The sequence below is a fragment of the Hymenobacter sp. BT491 genome, from assembly GCF_014349165.1.
In the GTDB taxonomy this organism is placed as follows: domain Bacteria; phylum Bacteroidota; class Bacteroidia; order Cytophagales; family Hymenobacteraceae; genus Hymenobacter; species Hymenobacter jejuensis.
The window spans coordinates 471,229-496,382 of the sequence record NZ_JACSJJ010000003.1 but is presented as its reverse complement, the minus strand read 5'-3'; the positions used below and the strand labels follow the sequence as shown (position 1 = coordinate 496,382).

General features: G+C 54.0%; 20 protein-coding genes. 7 read left to right on the top strand and 13 right to left on the bottom strand.

The window, feature by feature from the left end:
• Window positions 1-9: 9 nt before the first annotated feature.
• The 3 genes from H9I52_RS13595 to H9I52_RS13585 all read right to left on the bottom strand — a co-directional run bounded on the left by H9I52_RS13595 (window position 10) and on the right by H9I52_RS13585 (window position 3,264).
• Window positions 10-759, bottom strand: coding sequence for an ABC transporter permease (locus tag H9I52_RS13595; protein WP_187454313.1), 750 nt, complete (start codon window positions 757-759; stop codon window positions 10-12).
• A gap of 304 nt (window positions 760-1,063) precedes the next feature.
• Window positions 1,064-2,809: an ABC transporter substrate-binding protein gene (locus H9I52_RS13590; protein WP_187454312.1), complete on the bottom strand. Its 1,746-nt coding sequence runs from the start codon at window positions 2,807-2,809 to the stop codon at window positions 1,064-1,066.
• Window positions 2,810-2,907: 98 nt separating this feature from the next.
• Window positions 2,908-3,264: a hypothetical protein gene (locus H9I52_RS13585; RefSeq protein ID WP_187454311.1), complete on the bottom strand. Its 357-nt coding sequence runs from the start codon at window positions 3,262-3,264 to the stop codon at window positions 2,908-2,910.
• Window positions 3,265-3,963: 699 nt separating this feature from the next.
• On the opposite strand from H9I52_RS13585, the gene H9I52_RS13580 reads away from it, so the two are divergent.
• Window positions 3,964-5,139 (top strand): hypothetical protein, encoded by a 1,176-nt coding sequence (locus H9I52_RS13580; protein ID WP_187454310.1) that lies wholly within the window; start codon window positions 3,964-3,966, stop codon window positions 5,137-5,139.
• A gap of 39 nt (window positions 5,140-5,178) precedes the next feature.
• On the opposite strand, the gene H9I52_RS13575 is transcribed toward H9I52_RS13580, so the two are convergent.
• The 4 genes from H9I52_RS13575 to H9I52_RS13560 form a co-directional block, all read right to left on the bottom strand.
• Complete coding sequence (locus H9I52_RS13575) at window positions 5,179-5,712, bottom strand: hypothetical protein (protein ID WP_187454309.1); 534 nt, start codon at window positions 5,710-5,712, stop codon at window positions 5,179-5,181.
• 203 nt (window positions 5,713-5,915) lie between these two features.
• Window positions 5,916-7,937, bottom strand: coding sequence for an OmpA family protein (locus H9I52_RS13570; protein ID WP_187454308.1), 2,022 nt, complete (start codon window positions 7,935-7,937; stop codon window positions 5,916-5,918).
• Window positions 7,938-8,040: 103 nt separating this feature from the next.
• Window positions 8,041-9,099 (bottom strand): tetratricopeptide repeat protein, encoded by a 1,059-nt coding sequence (locus H9I52_RS13565; protein WP_187454307.1) that lies wholly within the window; start codon window positions 9,097-9,099, stop codon window positions 8,041-8,043.
• A gap of 156 nt (window positions 9,100-9,255) precedes the next feature.
• Window positions 9,256-9,552 (bottom strand): hypothetical protein, encoded by a 297-nt coding sequence (locus H9I52_RS13560; protein ID WP_187454306.1) that lies wholly within the window; start codon window positions 9,550-9,552, stop codon window positions 9,256-9,258.
• A 166-nt stretch (window positions 9,553-9,718) separates the two neighbouring features.
• Here H9I52_RS13560 and H9I52_RS13555 point away from each other — a divergent pair, with 166 nt between their 5' ends.
• Both H9I52_RS13555 and H9I52_RS13550 read left to right on the top strand, forming a co-directional pair.
• On the top strand, window positions 9,719-10,141 hold the full coding sequence (locus tag H9I52_RS13555; protein ID WP_139516053.1) for a BrxA/BrxB family bacilliredoxin: 423 nt from the start codon (window positions 9,719-9,721) through the stop codon (window positions 10,139-10,141).
• 83 nt (window positions 10,142-10,224) lie between these two features.
• Window positions 10,225-10,956, top strand: a complete 732-nt coding sequence (locus H9I52_RS13550; protein ID WP_187454305.1) for a GNAT family N-acetyltransferase — start codon at window positions 10,225-10,227, stop codon at window positions 10,954-10,956.
• 83 nt (window positions 10,957-11,039) lie between these two features.
• Here H9I52_RS13550 and recQ read toward each other — a convergent pair whose 3' ends face one another.
• On the bottom strand, window positions 11,040-13,235 hold the full coding sequence (gene recQ, locus H9I52_RS13545) for a DNA helicase RecQ (RefSeq protein ID WP_187454304.1): 2,196 nt from the start codon (window positions 13,233-13,235) through the stop codon (window positions 11,040-11,042).
• Between the two features lie 82 nt (window positions 13,236-13,317).
• On the opposite strand from recQ, the gene H9I52_RS13540 reads away from it, so the two are divergent.
• Together H9I52_RS13540 and H9I52_RS13535 are read left to right on the top strand one after the other, a co-directional pair.
• Complete coding sequence (locus tag H9I52_RS13540; protein WP_187454303.1) at window positions 13,318-14,295, top strand: SIS domain-containing protein; 978 nt, start codon at window positions 13,318-13,320, stop codon at window positions 14,293-14,295.
• 81 nt (window positions 14,296-14,376) lie between these two features.
• The gene (locus H9I52_RS13535; protein ID WP_187454302.1) at window positions 14,377-15,462 is read left to right on the top strand and encodes a mannose-1-phosphate guanylyltransferase; all 1,086 of its coding nucleotides are present in this window, start codon (window positions 14,377-14,379) and stop codon (window positions 15,460-15,462) included.
• Window positions 15,463-15,600: 138 nt separating this feature from the next.
• On the opposite strand, the gene rlmB is transcribed toward H9I52_RS13535, so the two are convergent.
• From rlmB to H9I52_RS13510, 5 genes are all read right to left on the bottom strand, one after another.
• Complete coding sequence (rlmB, locus tag H9I52_RS13530) at window positions 15,601-16,515, bottom strand: 23S rRNA (guanosine(2251)-2'-O)-methyltransferase RlmB (protein ID WP_187454301.1); 915 nt, start codon at window positions 16,513-16,515, stop codon at window positions 15,601-15,603.
• Complete coding sequence (locus tag H9I52_RS13525; RefSeq protein ID WP_187454300.1) at window positions 16,479-17,498, bottom strand: GWxTD domain-containing protein; 1,020 nt, start codon at window positions 17,496-17,498, stop codon at window positions 16,479-16,481. The genes rlmB and H9I52_RS13525 overlap by 37 nt, the downstream gene beginning before the upstream one ends.
• A 397-nt stretch (window positions 17,499-17,895) precedes the next feature.
• A complete protein-coding gene (locus H9I52_RS13520; RefSeq protein WP_187454299.1) occupies window positions 17,896-20,895 on the bottom strand; it encodes a DUF2723 domain-containing protein in 3,000 nt (999 codons plus the stop codon).
• 156 nt (window positions 20,896-21,051) lie between these two features.
• Window positions 21,052-21,480, bottom strand: coding sequence for a T9SS type A sorting domain-containing protein (locus H9I52_RS13515; RefSeq protein WP_187454298.1), 429 nt, complete (start codon window positions 21,478-21,480; stop codon window positions 21,052-21,054).
• A gap of 253 nt (window positions 21,481-21,733) precedes the next feature.
• Entirely contained in the window at window positions 21,734-22,498 is a 765-nt protein-coding gene (locus H9I52_RS13510; protein ID WP_187454297.1) for a biotin--[acetyl-CoA-carboxylase] ligase, read from the bottom strand.
• 42 nt (window positions 22,499-22,540) lie between these two features.
• Here H9I52_RS13510 and rsfS point away from each other — a divergent pair, with 42 nt between their 5' ends.
• On the top strand, window positions 22,541-22,927 hold the full coding sequence (rsfS, locus tag H9I52_RS13505) for a ribosome silencing factor (protein ID WP_139516062.1): 387 nt from the start codon (window positions 22,541-22,543) through the stop codon (window positions 22,925-22,927).
• Window positions 22,928-23,011: 84 nt separating this feature from the next.
• Window positions 23,012-25,120, top strand: a complete 2,109-nt coding sequence (gene ftsH / locus H9I52_RS13500; protein WP_187454296.1) for an ATP-dependent zinc metalloprotease FtsH — start codon at window positions 23,012-23,014, stop codon at window positions 25,118-25,120.
• Window positions 25,121-25,154: the final 34 nt, after the last annotated feature.

Genomic DNA, 25,154 nt, shown 5'->3' with positions numbered 1-25,154 from the left:
AGTAGCGCCTCATGCCTGCAGACGAATGCGCGGATCGGCCTGAACATACAACCAATCCGTTAGCAGTTGCGCTGCCAGTCGAACCAGCGTGGTCAGGACAACGCCCCCCATAAGTACTGGGTAATCGCGGGTGGCCGCTGCCTCGGCTAACAGCAGGCCCATGCCGGGCAAGGCGAAAATCATTTCGACGATCACAGCTCCCGCCACCAGCGACGGCAAAAATTCAGTGATCAGCGTGAGCGTCGGCAGAAGGGCATTGCGAAAGGTATGCCGCCAAATCACTTGTACTTCCGATAAGCCCTTAGCGCGCGCGGTAGTGGCATAGTCGGTGCCGCGCTCGTGTTGCAGGGCCGCCTCGAGCTGCACAACCAGCCCCGGCAAGCTCACCATCACCAAGCTGACCACTGGCAACACCAAGTGATAAGCAAAATCAGCCAGCGCACTTAAGCTGCTTTCGTCTGAAGATTGGCTACCTAATCCGTAGGCCGGAAACAGAAGCAGTGCATCCGGGTTGGCAAACAGCAGCAACAACGCCGATGCCACCACAAAAAGTGGCACCGCATCCAATGCATATATTGTAGTCAGAACGGCGCGACGCCCACGCCCCGGTTTGGCCAACCAGGTACTTACTTGAATTGCTAAGCCAATGGCGACGACCGCGGCAACCAGCGTAAGGGGCAATGTGTAGCGCAATGCATTGCCAATCGTTTCGAGCACCGGACTGTCGTCGCGGTAAGAATGGCCTAAGTCGCCCCGCATAAGGCTACTAAACCAAACATGGTATTGGTTAGCTGCGCCATGCCATCGCCAATGCCTGGTAGCTACGCTTTCCTCTAGAGTAATGTAAAATAAGGGCAAGTCAAGCCCTAGGCGGTGGATTAGCTGACGTTCGGCAGCCTGTTGTTCGGCAGCGGAAGGCGTAGATAGCCCGCTGTTGTCGGAGAGGCTTTGAAGCTGCTGCGGAACCGACAAGGTTCGGCTTAACAAAAAGATAATTGACACAATACCCCACGCCGCAAGCAGGGTCCGCAGGAGCCGTTTGAGCAAGTAGCGCTTCATAGCTCTAATTGCTGGGGTCCGTCTTCGAAATAATGGTGGTAACGTAATAGTAGGGCTTCAGACCCGATACGTTTAGCTGTGCCAAGCGCTTGGCAGCCGCCAACCGGTTACGCATAAAGTACAAGACTACAAGCGGGCTTTCCTGCTGCATCAACTTCTGAAAACGGCGCAGCAAAACCGCTTTGCGCGTAGAATCCTCCTCCTGGGCTATAGCATCTATCAATTGGTCGCTGGCGGCAGTGCCAAAACGGGAGTAATTACCCAAGCCAATGCTTCGGGAATGGAGAATGGCAGCGAAGTTGAAGTTGAACGGATTGCCGTACAGCATACGTAAATATACGTCCACATCGCCCTTGCGAAGTTTGCTCGACATCAGTGTAGCCTCAGTAGGTTGTAGCTGAACCGGAATGCCAAGAGCGCCTGCCGCTGTTCTGAACTGCAACGCTGCCGCTTCAAAAGCTGGCTCGTTGATGCGGTAGCTGATGGTGAGGCTCAAGCGCTGGTCGGATTCGCTGGGTTTGGAACGCCGCACCCAACTGTTGTCGCTTTGTTTGCGCCAACCAGCCTGTTGCAACAACGCAACCGTCCGATTGGGAGCGTAAGCAACCGGAGCCAAGCTATCGTTATAATACCGCTGATCGTGCGGATTAATCAGGCCTACACTTGGGTAAGCCATGCCCTGTTGCGAGCCTTGGATAAGAGAAGTGACGTTGACCAAATGGCTCAGTGCCTGGCGTGTATAGCGATCTTGCAGCGCCGGATGGCTGGTATTGAAGCCCAGTGCCACCATATCGTACGAGTCACTGGTGTAGAAAGCCAAGCGCTGGCTTTCCTCGCTTTGTTTCAGGCGGGTAAAATCTTTCGCTGGCAACATCGGATAAATGTCGATGTCGCCGCGGCGCAAAGCCAGCAGGCTCGTTGCGTTATCCGGAATTATCTGAAAATCAATGGATTGCGGGTTGGCCTGCAATTGAGGCGGGATGGGCTTTATTTTATGGCCCCACCAGTTGGCTTTCCTTTGAAACGTTAAGTAACGTCCACTTTGCCAAGCAGTTAGCTTGTATGCCGTACAGCCCGGCAACCGCGAAGGGTTACGGCTAAGCTGTGCAGCTGAGTAACGCTGAACCAGAGCCGCCAACACAGGATTTGCTGCCGATTCGTGCTCTGAGAGAGCCTGCACCGCCCGGAGGCTAAAGCTTCGCAGCTGCCGTTGCGGGTCCAGCGCGTGCTCGGGTAAAATAGGAAAGTCGCCAGAGGACAAAACATACTCCAGCGACCGGCCCTTACATACAAATGTAAAATTCTGATAATCAGCAGTATCTATTTGAACATCCTGGATAAAACCAAATTTAGCCCTAGCTGCTTCGTTTGGCAAACCTGGCAAGTTCATGAGTTTCAGCGTGAAAAGCACATCAGCACCCTGCACCGGACGGCCATCGTCCCAAACCGCTGCTTTGCGCAAACGATAGGAGAGAAACGTAAACGAATTTTGGCGCTTTACTGTGGGCAAGGCTTCTGCCAGCCAAGGCACGTACGTCTGCTCCTTGGGGTCAACGGTGAGTAAGCTGCAGTATAACAAGTTGTTAGCTTGCAGCGCGTTGCTGTTGGCGGTCAAAGTCGCCAGCGGATCAAGATTTTGAGGATCAGAACTCCACCGGATACGAACAGCGTGTGTTGAAGACGACGAAGGGGAGCAAGCCGTAAGTCCAACGCCGCTCAGTAGCAGCAAGGCAATAATCAGTTGCTTCATTACTGGGCAGATGAACGCAAGTAGTGCCTCGGCAATTTAGCCAAGATTTCTACAGCAAAGCTTCTGCCGACCCGAAGTAGCTGGTATCTAGTTACAATCTACGCAACATCACCGCCCCAGCCGCCGGCACCGGTCTCAACGCTGGCGAGGTCACCGCCCCAGCCACCAGCACCAGTTCCTTGGTAGGCAACATCGCCACCCCAACCACCAGCACCCGTCTGAACGTGGGCGAAGTCGCCGCCCCAGCCGCCCGCGCCGGTTTCTGCACGGACGATATCACCACCCCACCCGCCAGCGCCTGTCTCAGCGCTTTTGTAATCACCACCCCAGCCACCGGCACCGGTGTAGTTGGACGTCTGTTCGGAAGGCGCAACGCTAGTCTGGGAAGTCTTGGCAGCTGAAGGCGAAGAAAGGGTCAGGAGCTGAAAGAAGGCGATGGCTAGGATGTCAAACATGACGCAGGTGATTTGATGTGTTTCAAGTAATTGAATGACACAAAGTTGGGCTGCGTCGCTGCGGAAGCAAAGGAAGAACCCCGTATAAAATAGACTTGTACTTTGCGGGCTTTAATTTATAATATATTTATTGTCTATTAAGTTCACACATTACTTTCAGCACCATTACCTCGCGGAGCCATCAAAAAATAGATATTTTTAAACTGATTTGTGACATTAATCGTACTAAAAGTCTATAGAATTATATTTTACAAAGATTAACTCAATAAATTCCAACGAAAAGGAAAAAAGGCGTTTTTTTGTGACACGAGCCGCCCTATCTTTTACCAGCTCAAAGCTTTTTAACGAACCTAAAGAGGCGTTTCCTGGATGGATGAACTGAATATTTTAACCCGAATTGTGACAGGGAGGAAAATACCCGTCACACCATTACTAGATTTCAGTGATCGGAAAGGGACTAATAAGGAAGTTCGTCTTATTAGGTTGCTGGAGAAGTCGCCAAATTGTACTCCTCTCCAACTTACGAAACTTTTATATACAAAGACAACTCCGGCCAGCCAAGCAGCATTTCGGAAGCTGAAATCGCGTGTCCAGCAAAAGTTGCTGAACAACCTGTACTTCCTAGAACATACCGACCCTCGGCACCCGGTTTGGCGGCGATACGAGCTCCAATGCACGGAACTCTACCACCAAGCAAACGTGCTCAAACTAGAAGGCGAGTACACGCTCTCGGAACGGATGATGCGCAAATGCTTGCGAATCGCGCAGGAAGCAGAGTTTACGCAATACGCCGTCATGAGTGCGCAGGCCCTACGAACCCTGTATGCCGAGTTGCGTCAACCGGCTCGTTACAAGACCATTAGCGCCGAACTAATGCGTTTGCAGACGCTGCTGACGTTGGAAGAAACCGCCGCTCAAGTGTACTGGGATACCAAAATTGCTCTTGCTCACTCGGTGAAATCCCGGCGGTTTTTGCTGAACGAATTGCCGGCGCATATCAAAGAGTTAGAGAAGCTGCATCAGCAAGCTGGGAGCTTTACCACCTTCAACTACTTGTATAACAGCCTGTTGTTTCAGCAAGGCTTAGTGGGCGACTACGACGGCATCATTCGCCTAACCGCAACCACGGCCAAGGACTTTGCCAAGGGCAAGATCAATGCGAAACGCTTCGACAAGCGCTTTAACAACTTCATGAGCGTATACGCCCACCTGCGCTGCCGACGCGTGCAGGAAGGGCTGGTGCTGGCCGAGCATTTCCTCCAAGATTTTCACCACTCTTCCGGCAACTGGTTTTATTTTCTGGAGCATTACCTGTTGTTGGCCATGCACGCTGCCAACTATGCGCAAGCGCGCGATCTGATTAATATGGCGCGCAAAAATCCATATTATCGAAAGCAGCGGGTGGCAGCGCAGCAGCGCTGGGATCTCTACGACGCGTATCTGCAGTTCGTGCTGCCGGATCAGTCGCCGTTGCGGGCCATGCACTTTGCCCAATTTGTCCAGACCGTTCCGGATTATAGCCGCGACAAGCAGGGCTACAACGTGGCAATCCTGATTTTGCAGTTTCTGCACTACCTGCGGCGGCGCGATATCGAAACCCTAATGGCACGCTTGGAAAGCTTGCGCAAATACCAGCAAACGCATTTGCGCGACCCGGCTACCTTGCGGAGTCAGCTCTTTTTTCGGCTGCTGGTACTGACTGTGAAGAAAGATTTTGATTCAAAAGCCAGCGAAAAGCACGGGCAGGCATGGCTGGCTCGCTTGCGCGAAGCGCCTCAGCCCGGCGAGGCATTTGCCGAAATCGAAATCATTCCTTACGAAGACCTGTGGGCCCTAACCCTCAATATTCTGCGCACCGCGGAAGTTAAACACTAGTGCATAACTATTTGATTTGCAAATGGTTATGCACTAGTGTTATGATTGATGAGCAGGTTTACGGATGCTGCTGCCTACGCGGGGTTTGGAAGGAAGGGCTTTTGTAGGGGCGACTTTGAGTTTGGCTTGCGGGGCTATTCTGGCTTTGGCTGGTGGTACAAGCGAAGTGCGAGATTTCTGTATTTGTTGGGTAGCAGGCGTTACTGCCACAGCCGGGGGCTGAATGGCTGCCGCAGCCGAAGAATTCAGGGCCAAGTAGCGACTAAATTGTGTTTCGTTGACCACCGTCTTGAGTTCCAGAGCGTAATCGTGCTCGATCTCGCGTAGTTTGTTGCTGCGCATGGCTGGGTCGTTGCTATACAGCTGCTGTACTTCCGATTCTTTGATTAACCGATCATAAATCAGGCGGCGAACCTTGATGGTGCGGGCATCGTCGAGCGAAATCTGGCCTGCTAACTGGCGAGTTAGCTCTGTGGCCTGCGTACGCAACTGATCGGAATTCTGCTGAGCCAAACCAGCATGGGCAGAAAATAATATGCCCGTCAGGAACAACAGAAAGTAGAGTCTTGGCATGTGAATATTCGTTAGAAAATAATGCAAACGCCCAGCTCTGCAAATACCGAACCTAAATAAAATAGAGGGGAATAGTATGACGTAATTATTTGTTAATCAAATATTTATAATATAATAAGGACTGCTTTTTCCTTGCTATGGCCAGTGCTAAACAGCAAGCCCACCCGCCAACGTTTTGGCGGGTGGGCTTGCTGTTTCAACAGTTACTTACCCGTGACTTTGAACTCCGTCCGGCGGTTGAGTTGGCGACCTTGTTTAGTAGTGTTTGGGGCCACCGGTTGGGTATCGCCGTAGCCCGCAAAAGTAAGGCGGCCTTTGTCAATGCCTTTGCCAATGAGGTAGTCAACCACCGCTTTCGCCCGCCGTTGCGAGAGGTCTTTGTTGTAAGCGGCATTGCCCACATTGTCCGTATGGCCCGAAATCTCGAGGCGCAACGCGGGCGTTTCGGTGAGTAGCTTTTGCAGACGCTCCAATTCAGAGGTGCTTTCCTTGCGTAGAGTCGCCTTGTCGAAATCGAAGAAAATGTTGTTCAAAACGACTTTGACGCCTACTTCCAGCTTTTTCAGCGCAATGTCCTTCACCACTTCCGAATAAGCAGCGCCACTGGGCAGATCGAAGTTTTCGGAGTGGAACAAGTAGCCTTCCTGCCGCACCACAATGCCGTAGTTGACGCCCGAGGGCAGCGACACCAAGTAGCGGCCCGATTGGGCGTTGGCCCGGAAAGAGGCAATTACTTCATTGCGCTGATTATCAATCACATCGATGGTGGCTTCCAGTGGTTGCTTAGTCGCTTCGTCGGTTACTACACCTTTCAGAATTGTTACCTGAGCCGACGCAATGGGCACCGGCGGGGCTAGTAGTGCCTCTTTCACGGGTTGAGCACGCGAAGCCAGCAACTGGTCTTCTTGGCTCAGCACAGGCGGTTTTTCGGGCCCTAGAAAGGTGATCTGGTAAATGTCTTTACTGCCCAAGCCATCGTCGCGGAACGAGGAATAGTAGCCGTGGCGACCGGAAGCAGAAATCACAAAAAACACGTCGTCGTCGGGGGTATTGATGGGCCAGCCCAGGTTTTCGGGCTCGCTCCACTTGCCGTTTTCCAACACCGATTTGAAGATGTCATAGCCGCCCATCGAGTTATGGCCTTCCGAGCTGAAATACATCGTTTTGCCGTCGGGGTGCAGAAATACGCCTTCCTCGCCGTAGGGTGTATTGATGACCGAACCGACATTCTGGGCCGGGCCGCGCCCTTCAATTTCGATCTGGTAGATGTCACGGCTGCCCAAGCCGCCTTCCTTGTCACTCACGAAGTATAGGTTGCGGCCATTGGGTGTGAAGGCAGCGGATGATTCGTGGTACTTGCTGTTGATGCGCGAACCGAGCTTTTGCGGCTTGCCCCACGTCGCGCCCCGCAAGTTCGATTCCTGCAAGTCGCCGCCGTTGTCTTCTACATACACCAGCATGCGTTGGCCGTCGGGGGCCAGGCCCACGGTGGCATCATGGCCTTCGGTATTGACGGGGGCGCCCAAATTGCGGGCCGGCGACCAGCCTGTGCTGGTGCGTGTGCTTTGGTAAATGTCCTCGAAGAAACCGCCGGTTTCTGGGTCGTTTTGCCCCCCTGTCGAATTGTTGCGGCGGGACGTAAACAGGATCACCGACTCGTCGGCAGAAATTACGGGGCCGTAATCGGCGTAAGGGGAGTTAACACCAGGGCCGGCGTTGTCAATAAAGACGCGGGAGGGCTTCTGCATCAGCTTCTGGCCGTTTTCGCACTCCGTAATCTTCTTGCGGATATCGGTCATGAAGGCCGCCGTATTCTTGCCACCCGCAGCCGGTTGCGCCGCTTTGTATTCGACAATAGCCTCTTTCCACTTCGCATTCAAGTGTAGCCCACGTCCCAGTAAGTAGTGGATTCGCGGATCAACATCCGCGTTCAGCTTATACGCTTTCTGCAAATACGCGAGGGCCCGCGGCTTGTAGCCCGAGTGCAAGTAGCAGTCCCCGATTTTTAGGTTTAGCTCGGCGTTGTTTGCGTTAAACTTCTGGGCTTCTAGGTAATGGGGCAGGGCCTGCTCGTAGCGGGGTGGGTCGTTTAGGTACCATTCATCACCCTGCTTGAGCTCGCGCAACGCCGCCTTAAGGCCGTCTTTGTCGTTGCCGAAGCGGTCCTTGCTGAACTCCACATCCTGGGCATAAGCCGCGTGTGTGAGTAACAGTAAGATTATCAAGTATTTATACATAATGTCGTGCTGTTGTTCAGCAGTCGCTCTTGGTAGAATTCGCCAAAGAGCGGCCGCTGGGGTAGGCAGGGGTTATTTCCAATTCCTCACGTTATTCTGCACCACAACCCGAGTTGGCCGCGTGGGTAGCTCCCACTTCGAGGCCGAGCTCAGCTGCTTTGCGCCAATCTTGACAGGCGCCGTCGGCCTCGCGCAACATCTCCCGGGCGTGGCCGCGGTTGAGGTAGGCTTCGGCATACTGTGGGTTCAGCGCAATGGCTTTGGTGGCGTCAGCCGCAGCTTTCTGGTAGTCTTCCAGCTTGAGATAAGCGGCCGCGCGGTTGTTCCAGGCAAAGCTGTACTTGGCATCGAGCTCTACGGCTTTGCTAAAATCCTCAACGGCCCCGCGGTAATCGCCGGCTTCATAACGCGTGCTGCCGCGGTTGGTGTAGGCAATGGGGTTATCCGTTTTCTTCTGCACGTACTCATTGTAATCTGCCAAGGCGCCTTTCAGATCGCCGGCTCGCCGCTTGGTAGCCGCCCGGTTCAGCAGGGCAGGGAGCAAGTCTGGCTGCAAGCTGTAGGCTTTGCTATAATCCTGAATAGCAGCCTGATAATTACCAAGCTGGCGCGAAGCACTGGCCCGGTCGTGGTAGGCATACGCGTAGCTCGGATCGACTTTGATGGCTTGGTCGAAATCGGCGCGGGCAGCTTGGTACTCGCCTTTCTCAAAACGCAGCGCGCCGCGGTAATACCACGCCGGTGCGTAGTCGGCTTTGGTTTCGGTGGTTTTGGTGTAGTCCTGTTGGGCCTCGTCGCGTTGGCCAAGCGCTTCGCGGGCCTGTGCCCGCCCGAAGTAAGAAGTGAAACTCGGCTCGAGGCGCAGGGCTTGGTCGTAGTCCTGAATGGCTTGCTGATACTCTTTCAGCTCGTAACGCGTGGTGGCGCGGTTGTAGTAAGCCTTCGCAAAATCGGGGCGTGCGGCCAGCGCTTTGTCAAAATCCTGCAAGGCGGCTCGGTAGCTTTTGCTGTTGTACTTAGCTACTCCGCTGTTGTAGAGCTTCTCCGCCTGTTGGGCCGGGGGCAGGGTAGTAGCCCGCACAGAATCTACCTGGGCTTGTGCGGCTAAGCTGAAAAGGCAGCTTATCGCCAAAAGAAAAAGTTTTCGCATAGCTTCCCGCCGCTAATCATCGACGCAGGCTAAATGTAATTTTATTTGTCGGAAACCAGAACCTTAAGTTGAAAAATTAGTAGGTAGTATAATTTTATAAAGAATTGTTATTCTGGATTTTATAAAACCTGAACCATTGAAGTTGAGTCGAAGCCATCATTCTTTCTGTAGCTGCGCCAGTAGCATTTCCCGAAGCTCATCGGCTAAAGTTCCCTGAAACACAGGGCGGCTGGCTCGCCGGTACCAGTAAGCCGCGTTGCTTCGGTCGCCTTCTAGGCGGTGCAAATACGCGTGCAGCCAATTGTGAGCCGCATCCGATTCATTTTCCTGTGCCAACTCGTGCGCCTGTTTCCACTCTAAGCGGGCTGCGTGCCACAAAGCGCGCAAAAGAGGGGAGAAGCTGGCCGGAGGTGCCGAAGCCGTAAGCGAAGCCGAAAACTGGTCGTAAGTCATGGCAGAGCAAGTCAATCAAAAAATTGTACGGGTAGTATAACTAATGTGTGGCCGGTAGGGTTAAGCAGAAACGAAAAGATAGAACCGGACTTTGCGTATTTTTGCAGGGCCTCCGGGCAGTTACTCCTTACGTTTTCTCACTTTCAGTCCATTCTGTACCATTACAATGGCAACATACCCCGAATACATGGTGGCTCCCATCCGGCAAGACCTCGTCGAAGCTGGTTTTGAGCAACTGATGACCCCCGAAGAAGTTGATTCTGTGCTGCAGCAAGATGCTGGTACTGTGCTGGTTGCAGTAAATTCCGTATGTGGCTGCGCAGCCGGCAAAGCCCGGCCGGCGCTGAAGCTGGCTTTGGCTAGCTCCGAAAAAAAGCCCGCGAAGCTCGTGACGGTTTTTGCCGGCATGGAGACCGAAGCCGTAGCCAAGGCGCGTGAGCACATGCTGCCCTATCCGCCTTCGTCGCCGTGCATTGCGTTGTTTAAGGACGGCGAATTAGTGCACATGATCGAGCGTTACCACATCGAAGGCAACGACATGATGCGCATCGTCGACAATCTGCAAGGCGCTTTCGAAGAGTATTGCTAGGTTAAGGTGCCAAATGCATTTTCCTGAGAAAACGGCCTGCGGTTGCTCCGCAGGCCGTTTTCTTTTTATTTAAGCGCTCGCTTATGTTAGAAGCCATCCGGCCGCTGGCCTGGGACAGTGAGTTTTTGGGGTTCCTAGTTGGGCGGATGCACGGCACACAGGTCGCGCGCCAAGAGCTAGAACAGTTGCTGGCCGTCGCGCGTCAGCAGGGCTACCGGTTGCTGTATTACAGCGTTGCCCCCGATGACGACGAATCTGCGGCTAGTGCGAGCGCGCTTGGGCTGTTGCTGGCCGACCGCAAAGCAACCTTCGTGCAAGATATTGACTGTGAGATAGATACACTTTTTCCTCCTGCAATAGAACCTGTTTCCACTATCAGTACTGATGTCGTAGCGCTGGCCCTGCAAAGCGGCGCCTTCTCTCGCTTCCGGCGCGATCCGAGCTTTGCGGCCGGGACTTACGAGCGGCTTTATACCCGCTGGATCGAGCAATCAGTGGCTGGCGAAAGGGCTCGCGAAGTGCTGGTGTACCGCCAGGCCGACGCCGTGTGCGGGTTGATTACCCTGAGCCCCTTGACTGCCGCGTCAGCACCCAATTCGTGCGTAAGCATCGACCTCCTTGCTGTCGATGCCAAGGTGCGCCGGCAAAGCATTGGTACGCAATTGCTTGTGGCTGCTCGGCAACGTGCCCAAGTTTGGGGCTACGGCCGCCTCCACGTAGTGACCCAACTGGATAACGAAGCTGCCTGCCGTTTCTACGAGTACGAAGGCTTTCATTTGGAGCAAGTCGAACACGTGTATCACGTTTGGATGTAAGTGATTGAATATGAATTGTTTATAAAAAGAGCCGCCGTCTATACAGACGGCGGCTCTTTTTATATTTAGAAGATGCGCTTGAGTTAGTTTGCGTATTCGCTTAGAAACTTGATGCGCATCAGCCGCAAATCTTCCTCCGTATAATCGTCGGTGCCGAGCTCTTTCAGAGCCACCGCAATGTTATCGGTGTTGGCCTGCATGAAGTAGTCGATGATTTCGTCTTGGCGCTCCTCGTCCAGCACCCCGTTGATGTAGTAATCAAGGTTGAGTTTGGTGCCGGCGTAGCAGATGTGCTCAATTTCCTCAATCAGCTCCCGCATGTCGATGCCTTTGGAAGAAGCGATTTCTTCCAAATCCATCTTCTTGTCGATCTGCTGAATGATGTAAATCTTGATTTTCGACTTGTTGACGGCCGATTTTACCACCACATCGGCGGCCGTCATGATGTCGTTGTCCTCGACGTACTTCTGAATCAGCGCCAGGAAGGGCTGTCCGAATTTCTGTGCTTTGCCATGGCCCACACCGCCCACGTGCGAAAGGTCGTCCATCTTCACCGGGAAGGTGGTGGCCATTTCCTTCAGCGACGGATCTTGGAAGAGGACGTAGGGCGGCAGGCCTTTTTCCTTCGCGATTTTTTTACGCAAGGCCTTCAACATTTCAAACAGCGTGGCATCGTGGCCGGCTGCTTGCTGCACTTCTTCCTGCTCCTGCTCTTCCTTAACCTCTTCCTCGTAGTTGTGGTCTTTGGTGAGCTTGATGGAATGCGGGTTGTCGATGAAATCAAGGCCCTTCTGCGTGATTTTCACCACCCCGAAGTTGTCGATGTCTTTTTCCAGAAAGCCGTTGAGCAGCACCTGGCGCAGCAGCGAGTGCCAGAAAGCCGCGTCATGCTCTTTGCCCTGCCCGTAGATAGACAGTTTATCGTGGCCGTAGCTCTCGACATGGGCGTTGTTCATGCCCATAAGTACGGTGCCGATATGATCCAAGCCGAAACGCTCTTCGGTTTGCACCACGGCTTTAAGCGCCATGATAACTTCATCCTTGGCTTCGAAACGCTCTTTCGGGTGCAGGCAGTTGTCGCAGAAACCACAGTCTTTCTCGAAGGTTTCGCCAAAATAATGGAGCAGTTGCTTACGACGGCACACCGCCGAATCGGCGTAGTTGGCCATTTCCTGCAACAGCAGCTTCGAGTTGTCGCGCTCGGTTACGGGCTTGTCCTTGTTGAATTTCTCCAGCTTCACGATGTCGTCGTAGCTGTAGAACATCAGGCAGTTGCCTTCCAAGCCATCGCGGCCGCCGCGGCCGGTTTCCTGGTAGTAGCCCTCGATGCTTTTAGGCGTATCGTAGTGAATCACAAACCGCACGTCGGGCTTGTCGATGCCCATGCCGAACGCGATGGTAGCGACGATGACGTCGGCTTCCTCGTTCAGAAACGCATCTTGGTTTGACATCCGCACGTGCGGATCCAAACCAGCGTGATAAGGGAGGGCCTTCACGTCGTTAACGCGCAGTAGCTCAGCTATTTCCTCCACCTTCTTGCGGCTCAGGCAATACACAATGCCTGCTTTGCCTTTGTGCTGCTTGACGTAGTGAATGAGCTGCTTTTTGGTGTTATGCTTTGGCCGCACCTCATAGTAAAGGTTGGTGCGGTTGAAGGACGTTTTGAACACCGAAGCGTCGTCCATTTGCAGGTTTTTCTGGATGTCCAGCTGCACCTTGGGCGTGGCCGTAGCCGTGAGCGCGATGATCGGTACCTGCCCGATGTTATCGATGATGCCGCGGATCTTGCGGTACTCCGGCCGGAAATCGTGGCCCCACTCCGAGATGCAGTGCGCCTCGTCGATGGCGACAAACGACACCGTAGCCTTCTGCAAAAAGTCGATGGTTTCGTCTTTGGTCAGCGACTCGGGTGCCACGTACAGCAGCTTCACGTCGCCGCTGATCACGTCGCGCTTTACCTTGTTCATTTCGGCCTTCGACAGTGTCGAATTCAGAAACTGAGCATTTACACCGAACGCGTTTAACTGGTCCACCTGATTTTTCATCAGAGCGATCAGGGGCGAAATCACAATGGCGGTGCCAGGAAGCACAAGGGCAGGCAGTTGGTAGCACAACGACTTGCCAGCACCCGTAGGCATTATGACGAAGGTGTTATTTCCTTCGATGATATTCTGAATTACGGCCTCTTGGGTGCCCCGGAACTGGCCGTACCCAAAAACTTCTTTTAACTTGCCTTTCAGATCAGCCCCTTGCTTGACTGCTTGTTTTACGGCTGGCATAGACATCCTCACTTGCTCGATTGGGGTTCAGACTTGAGCACCAACACCTCGGTGTTGCATTCTCAATCTAGACAAATTTAGATTGAAACAGCAGAACGATATCAATACAATTGCAAAAAAAGTGCTTCTGCTAGAAGCAGAAGCGGTTAGGGGAGTAGCCGATGCACTCGACCAAACACCCGATTTTGCACAATGCGTAGCTGCAATACTCTCTTTACGGGGTAGGGTAGTTGTGACCGGCATTGGGAAGAGCGCGCACATTGCCGGCAAAATCGTGGCTACGCTCAACTCTACGGGCACGCCAGCGCTGTTTATGCACGCCGCCGACGCCATTCACGGCGACTTAGGCATGATTCAGCCAGAAGATTTTGTCATTGCCATCAGCAAGAGCGGTGATACGCCCGAAATAAAAGTGCTGGTGCCGCTGCTCAAGCGAAAAGGTGTCCCGCTGGCGGCCTTGGTCTCGAATGCCGATTCATACCTGGGCATCCAGGCCGACTACATTCTGCATGCGCCGGTTACGCGCGAAGCTTGCCCGCATAACCTAGCCCCAACCACCAGTACTACCGCAGCCCTAGCGCTGGGCGATGCTTTGGCAGTGTGTCTGCTGGAAAGCCGCGAATTTTCATCGGCTGATTTTGCGCACTTGCATCCGGGCGGTACGCTGGGCAAGAAGCTGTATCTGAAAGTCGGCGATTTGAGCCGTCAAAACCAGATGCCTCAGGTTCAGGAAGATGCGCCGCTCAAGGATATTATTCTGGAAATATCGGGCAAGCGCCTAGGAGCCACAGCTGTGCTAAGCAACGGCGACGGAGCGCTGTTGGGCATCATTACCGACGGCGACCTGCGCCGGATGCTCACCAACTTTACGCGGCTGGAAGACGTAAGGGCCCGGGACATTCTGACCCCCTCGCCCGTAACCATCGACGTGGATGATTTTGCGGCCGAAGCCTTGGCTCGCATGCAGGCCCGTAACATCACCCAGCTCATTGTAACCGAGCGTGGCCGGTTCAGCGGGTTTATTCACTTGCACGATTTGCTGCGTGAAGGACTTGTATAATACCTATATTGTCATTTTTACGGCGCCTAGTTCTTCCTTCTAATTCCACTAATCCGTCTGTCGGCTGTTAAGTCGTTTGTTATGGAAAATACCTATCTCGTTGTGATGGCGGGCGGCATTGGCAGCCGCTTCTGGCCTTTTAGCCGCACGCATCATCCTAAGCAATTTCACGATGTACTCGGCGTGGGCCGCTCCATGCTCCAGCTGACCGTCGATCGCTTCCACGGCATTTGCCCGCCCGAAAACGTGTTTGTTGTCACTAACCGCGACTACACCGACCTCGTGCAGCAGCATCTGCCCGATTTGCCTGCCGATCAGATCTTGGGCGAACCCATTGGCCGCAATACGGCGCCTTGCATTGCTTATGCTAGCTACCGCATCATGCAGCGCGACCCCAAAGCCACCATCGTCGTAACGCCCGCCGACCATGCGGTGATGCACGAAGAGGAGTTCCGGCGCGTCATTCGGCAGGCCGTGGATGCCGCACGGGCACACGAAGTGCTGATTACGCTGGGCATTCAGCCTTCGCGGCCCGACACGGGCTACGGCTATATCCAGTTTATGGACGACGACACCAGCGGCTTGGCGGGCGGCCTGAAAAAGGTGAAAACCTTCACGGAGAAACCGAATCTGGAGTTGGCCAAAATGTTCGTTTCCAGTGGCGACTTTCTCTGGAACTCCGGCCTGTTTGTGTGGCGTGCCGACGTGATTGTGAATGCTTTCCATCACTATCTCAGCGACATCGCTGAAGTATTCGACGAAGGTGCCCAACAGCTGGGTACCGACCAGGAAGTCGACTTTATCTCGCGCGCTTATACGCGCTGCCGCAACATCAGCATCGACTATGGCGTGATGGAAAAGGCTGATAATGTGTACGTTCTGCCTGCTGACTTTGGCTGGAGCGACCTCGGTACCTGGGATTCGCTGCACCGCATGGGCCACCACGATGCCGACGACAACGTGGTCGATGGGGATGCCTTGCTCTACGATACCCGGGAGTGCGTGATCAAAACGCCTCTCGAACGCTTGGTTGTGGTGCAGGGTCTGGAAGGCTACATTGTGGCCGAGTACGACAACGTGCTGCTCATCTGCAAGCGTACGGAAGAACAGCGTGTAAAAGAATTTGTAGCGGATGTAAAGGCCAAAAAAGGCGCTGGCTACAACTAGAATAACTATCTGATTACTAAATATTTATTAAAAATTAAAATATAAAAAGTCCTTTCTCTGCTACGCACTACGCGAGCAGGGAAAGGACTTTTTATGTTGAAATGCGGCTTCTGAATTTGTGGATTGCCTTCGGGCATTCTACGCCTTACGCAGGCGCTGACGAAGCACTTCAAAGAGCATAATGCCGCTAGCCACCGACACATTCAACGAGCTGATTTGACCCGCCATCGGGATGCGAACCTTGTAATCGGCCAGCTTGAGGTATTCGGGCGAAATCCCGTCTTCTTCGCTGCCCATCAGCACGGCTACCGGCCCGGTGAGGTCCACGGATTCGGCTTCTAGACTAACATCCGCTTTTTCAGTACATGCAACTATCTGTACGCCAGATTGTTGCAGGAACGTGATTGTGTCTTTCAAATTTGACTCGCGGCAAACCGGAATCAGGTTCAGGGCGCCGGCTGAGGTTTTGAGGGCGTCGCCGTTGATTTGGGCGGCACCGCGGCTGGGCACCACAATGGCGTTGGCACCCATACATTCGGCGTTGCGGGCGATGGAGCCGAAGTTGCGTACGTCCGTAATGCGGTCCAGAATCAGCAGAAGCGGCGTTTTGCCTTCCTCAAACAAGCCGGCCAGAATGCTGTCCAGCGGCGCGTAGTCGATGGGCGACACGAATGCCACGGCGCCTTGGTGATTTTTGCGCGTCAGGTCGTTGAGCTTCTCAATCGGAACCAGCGATATCGGGATCGTACGTTCGCGAGCTAACTCGTTGATTTCCTGCGTGACGCTGTTTTTGGTGCCGCGCAGCAAAAAAATCTTATCCAGGGTGCGTCCCGCGTGCAGTGCTTCCAGAATGGGACGCAGGCCAAACAGCATGTCGATGCTGCGGTCGGCGGCCGGACGCTGTTGGTACCGGGGCTTTGCGTTGTCGCGGTCACCGCGGTTTTCGCGCCGTCCTTCGCCGCGGTTGTCGCGGCCGACGGGGCGATTTTCGGCATCATAGTATTGCCGCCGCTCGTTCAGCGGCTGGTCTGGGCGATCAGTCCTTTTCTCCATTGCTCGACGGCGGCATACCAGAGCAATTCGTACTCAGGGCGGCGCACCAATTCATAGTGTTCGGCCGCAAAGGTACTGGGTTTGGAGCGGAACACGTACGTACCGCCGCTGACTTCCACGTTGCGGTACACCCATTGCTCTTCGCCGGCACTTCTATACACGACATCGGGCGGACCCAACACGACGTACAGTATGCCCCGATCCGTCATCCAGCCGTCTTTGTGCGCCGAAAAGAGCTGGTTGGCCTCGGCCACGCGGCCGTAATAGGTCCGGATGAGCAGTTTCGCCACACTCTGTTGGCCGGCGGCCAAATCGAGCCAGAAACGATCGACGGCGCGTTTGGGCTCGGGCGCGTCGTAGAGCTTTTTGCGCTCGGCGGACGTAGTAAGGTAAATAAGAGGCTGAATCAGTTCGGCAGCGGACGTGAGCGCCGGGAAAGAAGAGTCCTCAACCAACAGCCCCGTGGACGTACCGTCGGCTGTGCGCAGGTTGTAAAGTCCGGCCGTGGACAGCACCAGCAGCTGGCCTGCCCGGAACGCCAAGGTGTCCTGAACGCCCAAGGTCGGTGGCGGGGCAGGCTGCGTTTTGGGGTCGGTCATGGGAGGCAACGCTGCCCCGAAAGTAGCCGCGTACCGCTTGGTCGCAATGGGTTGGTCGGGACCGTAAGTATCCAACAGAAAAGGCTCTTGCACGCGCACGTAGCGGCGCAGCAGGGGCGAACCAGCCGAATCGGTCAGCACAAAGGTGCGCCCGAGGGTTTCCGTAGTCACTTGCAGCCACGCCGAATTCTCAACGGCTTCGTCCTTGCTAACCGGGCTCGAACTTACTTGTACCACTTGGCCCGGCACAAGACGAGCGGCGGGCAAGCAGAACTCGACCCAAGTTGCCGCTTCTGCACGGCGTATCCGCCAAGCCGACTGCCGAACTGAATCTAGGCGCATCGGCCGTTTGGCGTCGTAGCTGCTCCAAAGAGCAATGTGCAAAGCCCTTTTTGGGGGCAGAACAGTGCTTTCCGGGAAGCGCAGATAAATTCGAACGCTGTCGGCCTCCCGGCGAGTATCAACAGCTACCCGCTGCCCCAACCGATACAAAAAGGCAAAATTGCGGCGAGGCGCTGCTTGCAATGGGTTGATTACCAGAATGCTAGTAATGCAAACCAATGATAAAAATAACCAATTGATTGTCAGATGTTTATAAGAGGCGTTGGCAAAGTTGTCAAGCCAAACAGCAGGCCGGAAAATTGAATTGACGCGCATATCTCAACCGAAACTGTTTTCCTAACAACGTTCAGGATATCTATAACATACGTGTGAAAACAAGAAAAGCCAGTTTCCGGCCGGAAACTGGCTTTTTTAAGCATTGTCGTAATCTGCGTGCGGCTTATTGCTGCTGACGCGGATAGTACTGATTGAGTAGCTCCACCGCCTTAGAAGCCCGCTGCTGATCCTTGATTTGGTCGGCCGCGCGGTACACGTTTTGCAGCGTAATCAGGTTCATCGTGATCTCCGAATCGAACAAGCTGCTGTTGTGCGTGCTGTAGTACGCCAACGCTTGCTGCGCCCGGCTGGTCATCAAATCCATGATCTGATTAGCCTGTTGCTGCTCACCTACTGCTACCATGATGGGCACAAACTGCGGCACATAATAGTCGTAAGGAATTGATTTATCGGGCATTACCGCAAAGCTCTTATCTACAATCTCTTTGGCTTTGGCCTTGTCGCCGGCTACCAAATACGATTGTGCCAGCCGCGCCAGCTTGTCGCGGTAGTTGGACGGGAAACGCAGGCTGTTTTCGTCGTAGTATACCTTCGGGTTGTCGAGGCTGCGGTACGCGAACTTCTTCATGAGGTTCTCGAACATTAAATCCTTCTCCACAAACCCATCATCCTGACCTTTAGGGTCATAGTTCGGATCTTTGGCGGGCAAAATACGGTACGCCATGCCTTCGAGCTGGAAGTACGGCATCAGGTTCATGAAGTCGGCCGCGAACACCGTGCTGGAGAAGTAGATGGGCCGCTTCCAGTTGTTGGTCGCCAGCATATCCAGGATTACCAGATTCTTCTTCTCGATGGCCCGCTTGCCCATGTCCCACTCCATGCGCGTAACAAGCTGCTTGCGACGATCTTTGGGAATGATGCCGGTGCTAGCCACCGCCGCCGTGTCTACGTTCAGGAAGAACTTATTTGTAGGGAAGGAGGTGAGGGTCGGGCCGCCTTCGCCGTAGCTCACCTGTAGGAGCGGGCTTTTTTGGTCAACTAACTGAATGAATTCCTGTAAGTTAACTTCGCTCACGGCCGGGTTGGCCGCGTAGGGCAAATAGTCGTTGGTGCCCTGCGTGTAGCTTTCGCTCTTCATCGAAATGGGCAGCGGCTGCGAGGCGTAGCTGCGGCGCTTCATCTGTTCGATGTACCAATCGGTGTTGAGGTAGCTCAATACAGCCACGCGCACGTCGGTGCGGAAGCCTTCCACCTCCTGTGCGTACCACAACGGGAACGTGTCGTTGTCGCCGTTGGTAAACAGAATCGCGTTAGGCGCGCAGGAGTTCAGCAGGTTCTTAGCCGAATCGACGGAGATGTAGCGGTCGGAGCGATCGTGGTCGTTCCAACCTTGCGCTGCCATCAGCCCTGGGGCCAACAACGCCAAAACGGTGGCCACGCCCGCGCGCGTCGTATCGGATTTGATAACGGCACGCAGCATTTCAGCTAACCCAATGACACCCAGGCCAATCCAGATGGCAAAGGCGAACGTGGAGCCTGCAAATGTATAGTCACGCTCGCGCGGCTCGATGGGCGGCTGGTTGAGGTAGAATACAATGGCGATGCCCGTAAACAAAAACAGCAGCCCCACAATAAAGGCGTTGCGTCCGTCGCGGCGAACGTGGAAGAATAAACCTATCAGTCCCAGAATCAGGGGGATAGCGTAAAAGTTGTTGCGGGCTTTGCTATCGGCCACGCGCTCGGGAAGGCCGTTTTTGCTCGCGTCCCAGGGCCAGACTACGCCGGCTTGCTGGATGTCACTTTCGCGTCCCACATAATTCCACAGGAAGTAGCGCCAGTACATGTGCCCGATCTGGTAACGGAACAAAAATGCTAGGTTCTGGCCCATTGTCGGTTTCACACCCTCCTGAATATCAACCCATTTCTTGTAGTTGTAGATATGATCGGGCTGCGAACTGTAGAGGCGCGGGATCAGCATTTTGTCTTCGTCGCGGTAGATGGTTTCCAAGCGACGCTCGGCTACCACGTACTTATCGCCCTTGCGCACGTAACGCGGCGCTCCTTCCACCTGATCAATAGGCTGGGCGTTGAACTGCGGCCCGTAAAGCAGCGGACGGTCGCCGTATTGTTCGCGCTTTAGGTAGCTTACAAACGACAGAATATCCTCTGGATCGTTCTCGTTGATGGTTGGGTGGTAGCTCGACCGGATCGGCACGATTAGGTACGATGTATAGCCGATCAGAATAAATACCAAGCAGAGCATGGCCGTGTTTACCAAGCGGTTGCCTGTGTGGAACGAATAGCGGAAACCAAACCAAAGCAGCCCGATGAACAACAGCAGGAAGAAGATCAGGCCGGAGTTGAAGGGCAAGCCGATGCTGTTGACGAAAAACACCTCAAACCAGCCCGCCAGCGACGGCAATCCCGGAATGATGCCAGCAAGTATCAGCCCGACAATTACGCTGCTCACCACCAAGGTGATGATGCCACCTAAGAGTGTGGGGTTAGCGTGACGACGGTAGTAGTAGATAAAGCCCAAGGCCGGTACTGCCAACAGGTTGAGCAAGTGTACACCGATGGAAAGGCCTATTACATAGGCAATTAGGATAAGCCATTTGTCCGAATCGGCTTCGTCGGCGCGGTTGTCCCACTTGAGCATGATCCAGACCACAACTGCGGTGCACAGCGATGACATGGCGTATACTTCGCCTTCAACGGCATTGAACCAGAACGAATCGGAGAAGGCGTAAGCCAATGCCCCGACGGCCCCGGCGCCCAAGACCAATAGAGTTTGGCCGAATGTTGGTTCGAGGCCGCGATCGTCGTGCATGCCCGGCCGGTTGAGCACCAGCTTTTTAGCCAACATGGTGATGGACCAGAACAGAAACAACACGGTAAAGGAGCTGCTCAGGGCCGATAACGTGTTTACCAACACCGATACCTTCGTGACATCACCAAAGGAAAAGAGCGAGAAAATGCGCCCTAGCAGCAGAAAGGTAGGTGCCCCCGGAGGGTGCGGAACCAAGAGTTTGTAGGAACAAGCAATGAACTCGCCACAGTCCCAAAAGCTGGCCGTGGGTTCGAGCGTGAGCAGGTAGGTGACGGTGGCAATGGCAAACACCAACCAGCCGACCAGATTGTTCAGGCTTTTGTAATTACGCATAGATGCTTAGTCAGAGAAGGGCCAAAAGTAGGCAATAAATCCGGCTGAGCCGCACGCCTTTTGCGGCTCTGGTAGGCCGGGCGGGCCTCACGGGCATAAAAAAAGCAGCCGAAAGAAACGGCTGCTTTGGAAGGCGAAAACGCACGAAACAGAAGATCAGTTCTGTAAGACGAGGCGTTTGGTAGTCAGTACTTTATCGTTGAGGAGCAAGCTGTAAAAATACATGCCCGCCGGCAGATCGGAGAGGTTGACGGCCATGGCATTGTTGGAAACTTCCGGCAAAACCGTGATGGTGCGCACTTCGCGGCCGATAATGTTGCTGAGGCGCAGCTTGTAGGGCTGCCCCAGGTGTTGGCTAACCGATATCATCACCATGCCACGGGCTGGGTTAGGATATAAGCTAAGCGTCGGCGTCAGGGTGCGTGAGCCCAACGAGGAAACGGTATTGCTGGCGCTGACCGGCGAACTTGTTTGAAGCTGACGCGGAAGGGCGCCAAGCTTGCCCGCTGTTAGGGTAGCAGCCACAGCAGCAAATTGCGCCGATAGCAGCAGTACCATGAGCGTAATACGGGTAAAGGTTTTCATAGCATGTGGGAAAGTAGGAGTGGCGATGAGCCAAGAGCTTCGTTCAAATATAGCGGTTATGCTTTGAATGAGTAAATTCATTGTGGGCATGTTTATATAAAAACAAGCACCGTGCCTGAATTTTTTCTGTCAGCTACGACCGCACTTTTGGCTCAGCAATTTTATAGATACTTGGTTGGAGAAAATGGTTGCATTCGGAGTGCCGCATTTCCTTTTTCGAATATGGATGTTGTGCTATGAATAATTTATGAAGTTACAGAATATACTTAATCTCTTGTAAATCAAATGATTGTAACTTGCCCTCGATTTCTACCGTCAAGCGTCCGTTTTCGTCTGTGCCTACAATCTGACCGGTTACGCGCGTGCCATTTATTTCGTATTGGTGCCATTCCCGATAGCGGAACAGCACTTGTAAATAATCGTGGCGCAGTGCGTTTACATTGCCGGCTCGCAGCTGTAAGTATCGCCGCTCCAAGCATTCGAGCAGGCGTGCGGCGAGCGTAGGAAGGGAATAATGGCGACCAGTAAGCCGAGACAAAGACGTGGCCGTGGGCACGCCGAAATCTTGTTGGTTTATATTCAATCCGATTCCGGCGATACTAGACTGAATTTTCGCGCCGTTAAGCGTGTTCTCAATCAGGATTCCTCCTAGCTTTTGATCACCGAAAAAAATATCATTGGGCCATTTCACCCGCAGTGCCGGATCGGGGCCCAGCAAGGCCCGCCCCCAATCGTGTACGGCCAAAGCTACGGCCATGCTCAGGTGAAATTGCTCGGAAGCGGCCAGAAACGTTGGCCGCCACACCACCGACAAGGTGAGATTCTCGCCTGCGGCAGCTTCCCAGCGGTTGCCACGTTGGCCGCGGCCAGCGGTCTGTTTGTCGGTAATGACGGTGCAGCCATCGGTGGCGCTGTTTTTGACTACTAACGCCTGTGCTTCTGTGTTTGTGGAAGCACATTCAGGCAACCAGACAAGCTGTTGGCCCGTGAAAAGAGTTTGCGGGGAAATTGCCTCCACCTGATTTTGTAAGTTGTGACGTTCAAACCTAATAATACCCTAATGAAAATTACCTCGGTTCGGCAGGATTCGGACAGATTGGCAGATGTAGTAGTACGCGGCATGCAGGAAAAAAAAGCAGCCGATATTGTAGTACTCGATCTTAAGGAACTTAAAAACGCCGTGGCCGATTATTTCGTCATCTGCTCGGCTTCATCCGATACTCAGCTCGACGCCGTAGCCCGCTCGGTGGAAGAAGAGGTAGAAAAGCTAACCGGCCAGAACCCTTGGCAAACCGAAGGCCGGATGAACCGCGAGTGGGTGTTGCTTGACTACGTTGACGTAGTAGTGCACATCTTCCTCCGCGACCGGCGGCAGTTTTACGCACTCGAAGAACTCTGGGGCGATGCCGATATCAAATATATTACCGAGGAAACGGCAGTTCTGTAAAGTAAAATGGAACTGAGCGCGTCTTAACAATTAGCGCAGACGGCGTGTTCCGTCTATGTTTATCGCTTTCGTAATCCTTTTTTCATGCCTGATAACACGCCCAAAAAGAAAAAGAACATGTTGCCCTCGCCTGCTCCGCGGCCGAGCATGCAGCTGTGGGTGCTGGCCGGCTTGGTAGTATTCATCTTCGGGATGTTCTACTTCAACAGCAGCAATTCAGCAATCAAAATCAACCAACAGCGGTTTGAGCAGATGCTGACAGCTGGTGACGTGCGCGACATTACGCTCGTCAACGAGAAGCTGGTGGAAGTAACCATTAAGCCTGAAGCTGCCCGTAACGCCAAGTATACCCAGGACTTAACCCGCCGTGGCATGCTGGCCATGGACCGCGGTCCACAATATTATTTCCCCGTTGTCGATGGCAAAACCTTCAAGGAAGACCTCGACAAGGCCCAGGCCAACTTGCCCCCCGAGCAGCGCATTGGCCTCAACATCGACTCGCGGCAGGGTTACGGTGACCTCATCACGAGTTGGGGCTTCATCATTATTCTGTTCGTAGGCTTCTGGTTCCTGATGCGTCGCATGAGCGGCGCGGGCGGTCCTGGCGGTCAGATCTTTAACATCGGCAAGAGCCGTGCTGCTCTTTTCGAAGGCGGTGACAAAGTGAAGATTACGTTCAAGGACGTAGCCGGCCTGGAGGAAGCCAAAGAAGAAGTAGAGGAGATCGTGGAGTTCTTGAAGAACCCCTCGAAATTCACGGTTCTTGGTGGCAAGATTCCGAAAGGCGCTTTGCTGGTCGGACCTCCCGGTACAGGTAAAACCCTGATGGCCAAGGCAGTAGCTGGCGAAGCCGACGTTCCGTTTTTCTCGCTGTCGGGTTCCGACTTTGTGGAGATGTTTGTGGGCGTAGGTGCAGCTCGCGTACGTGACTTGTTCAAGCAAGCCAAAGCCAAAGCGCCTTGTATCATCTTTATCGACGAGATCGATGCCATTGGCCGCAGCCGTTCGCGTGGCAACGTACCCGGCGGTAACGACGAACGCGAAAACACGCTCAACTCGCTGCTGGTAGAGATGGACGGCTTCGGTACCGACTCCGGCGTTATCATTCTCGCCGCTACCAACCGCCCCGATACGCTTGACTCCGCGTTGCTGCGTCCGGGTCGTTTCGACCGTCAGATCTCCATCGACAAGCCCGACATCAACGGCCGTACGCAGATTTTCGACGTGCACTTGAAGCCACTGACCCTCGGCCCCGACGTTGATGCCCGCAAGCTAGCTGCTCAAACTCCAGGTTTTGCTGGTGCTGAAATTGCCAACGTTTGCAACGAGGCAGCCCTGATTGCTGCTCGTCGCGACAAGAAGATGGTAACGATGCAGGACTTCACCGATGCCGTTGACCGGGTGATTGGTGGCTTGGAGAAGAAGAACAAGATCATTTCTCCCGACGAGAAGCGCATTGTGGCCTACCATGAAGCGGGCCACGCCATCGCGGGCTGGTTCTTGGAGCACGCCGATCCGTTGGTGAAAGTGAGCATCGTACCGCGTGGCGTCGCGGCGTTGGGTTATGCCCAATACTTGCCCCGCGAGCAGTTCCTCTACAACACCGAGCAACTCACCGACGAAATGTGCATGGCCCTAGGCGGTCGCGCTGCGGAGGAGTTGGTATTTGGCAAAATCTCGACCGGTGCTTTGTCTGATCTGGAGCGCATCACCAAGATGGCATATTCCATCGTGACGATGTACGGCATGAACAGCAAGCTCGGCAACATCTCGTACTACGACTCGAAAGGGCAGAACGAGTACGGTTTCAGCAAACCGTATTCAGAAGCTACTTCGCAGATGATTGACGAGGAAGTTCGCAACATTATTTCGAACGCGTATATCCGCACCAAGGAACTGCTGACCGATCGCCGGCACGAGCTGGAAGTGATCGCGAAAGAGCTGTTGGACAAGGAAGTACTGCTTCAGGAAGACTTGGAGCGCCTCGTTGGCAAGCGTCCTTACGATACCAAAACTTCGTATCAGGCGCACATGGCCGGCACCGACCGCAGCGAGACGCTCAGCGAGCGCAAGCAGGAGCACCCGGTTCCGCTCAGCGAAGACCTCCCGGACATGAATCTGCCCGGTGTCGACGACGAATCAGGCGAAAGCCAGCGTGATGTTCCTACAGGTAGCTCAGTCGCTCCTGTATAAATTATTGATTATCAAGTGATTGCAAAACGCCGGT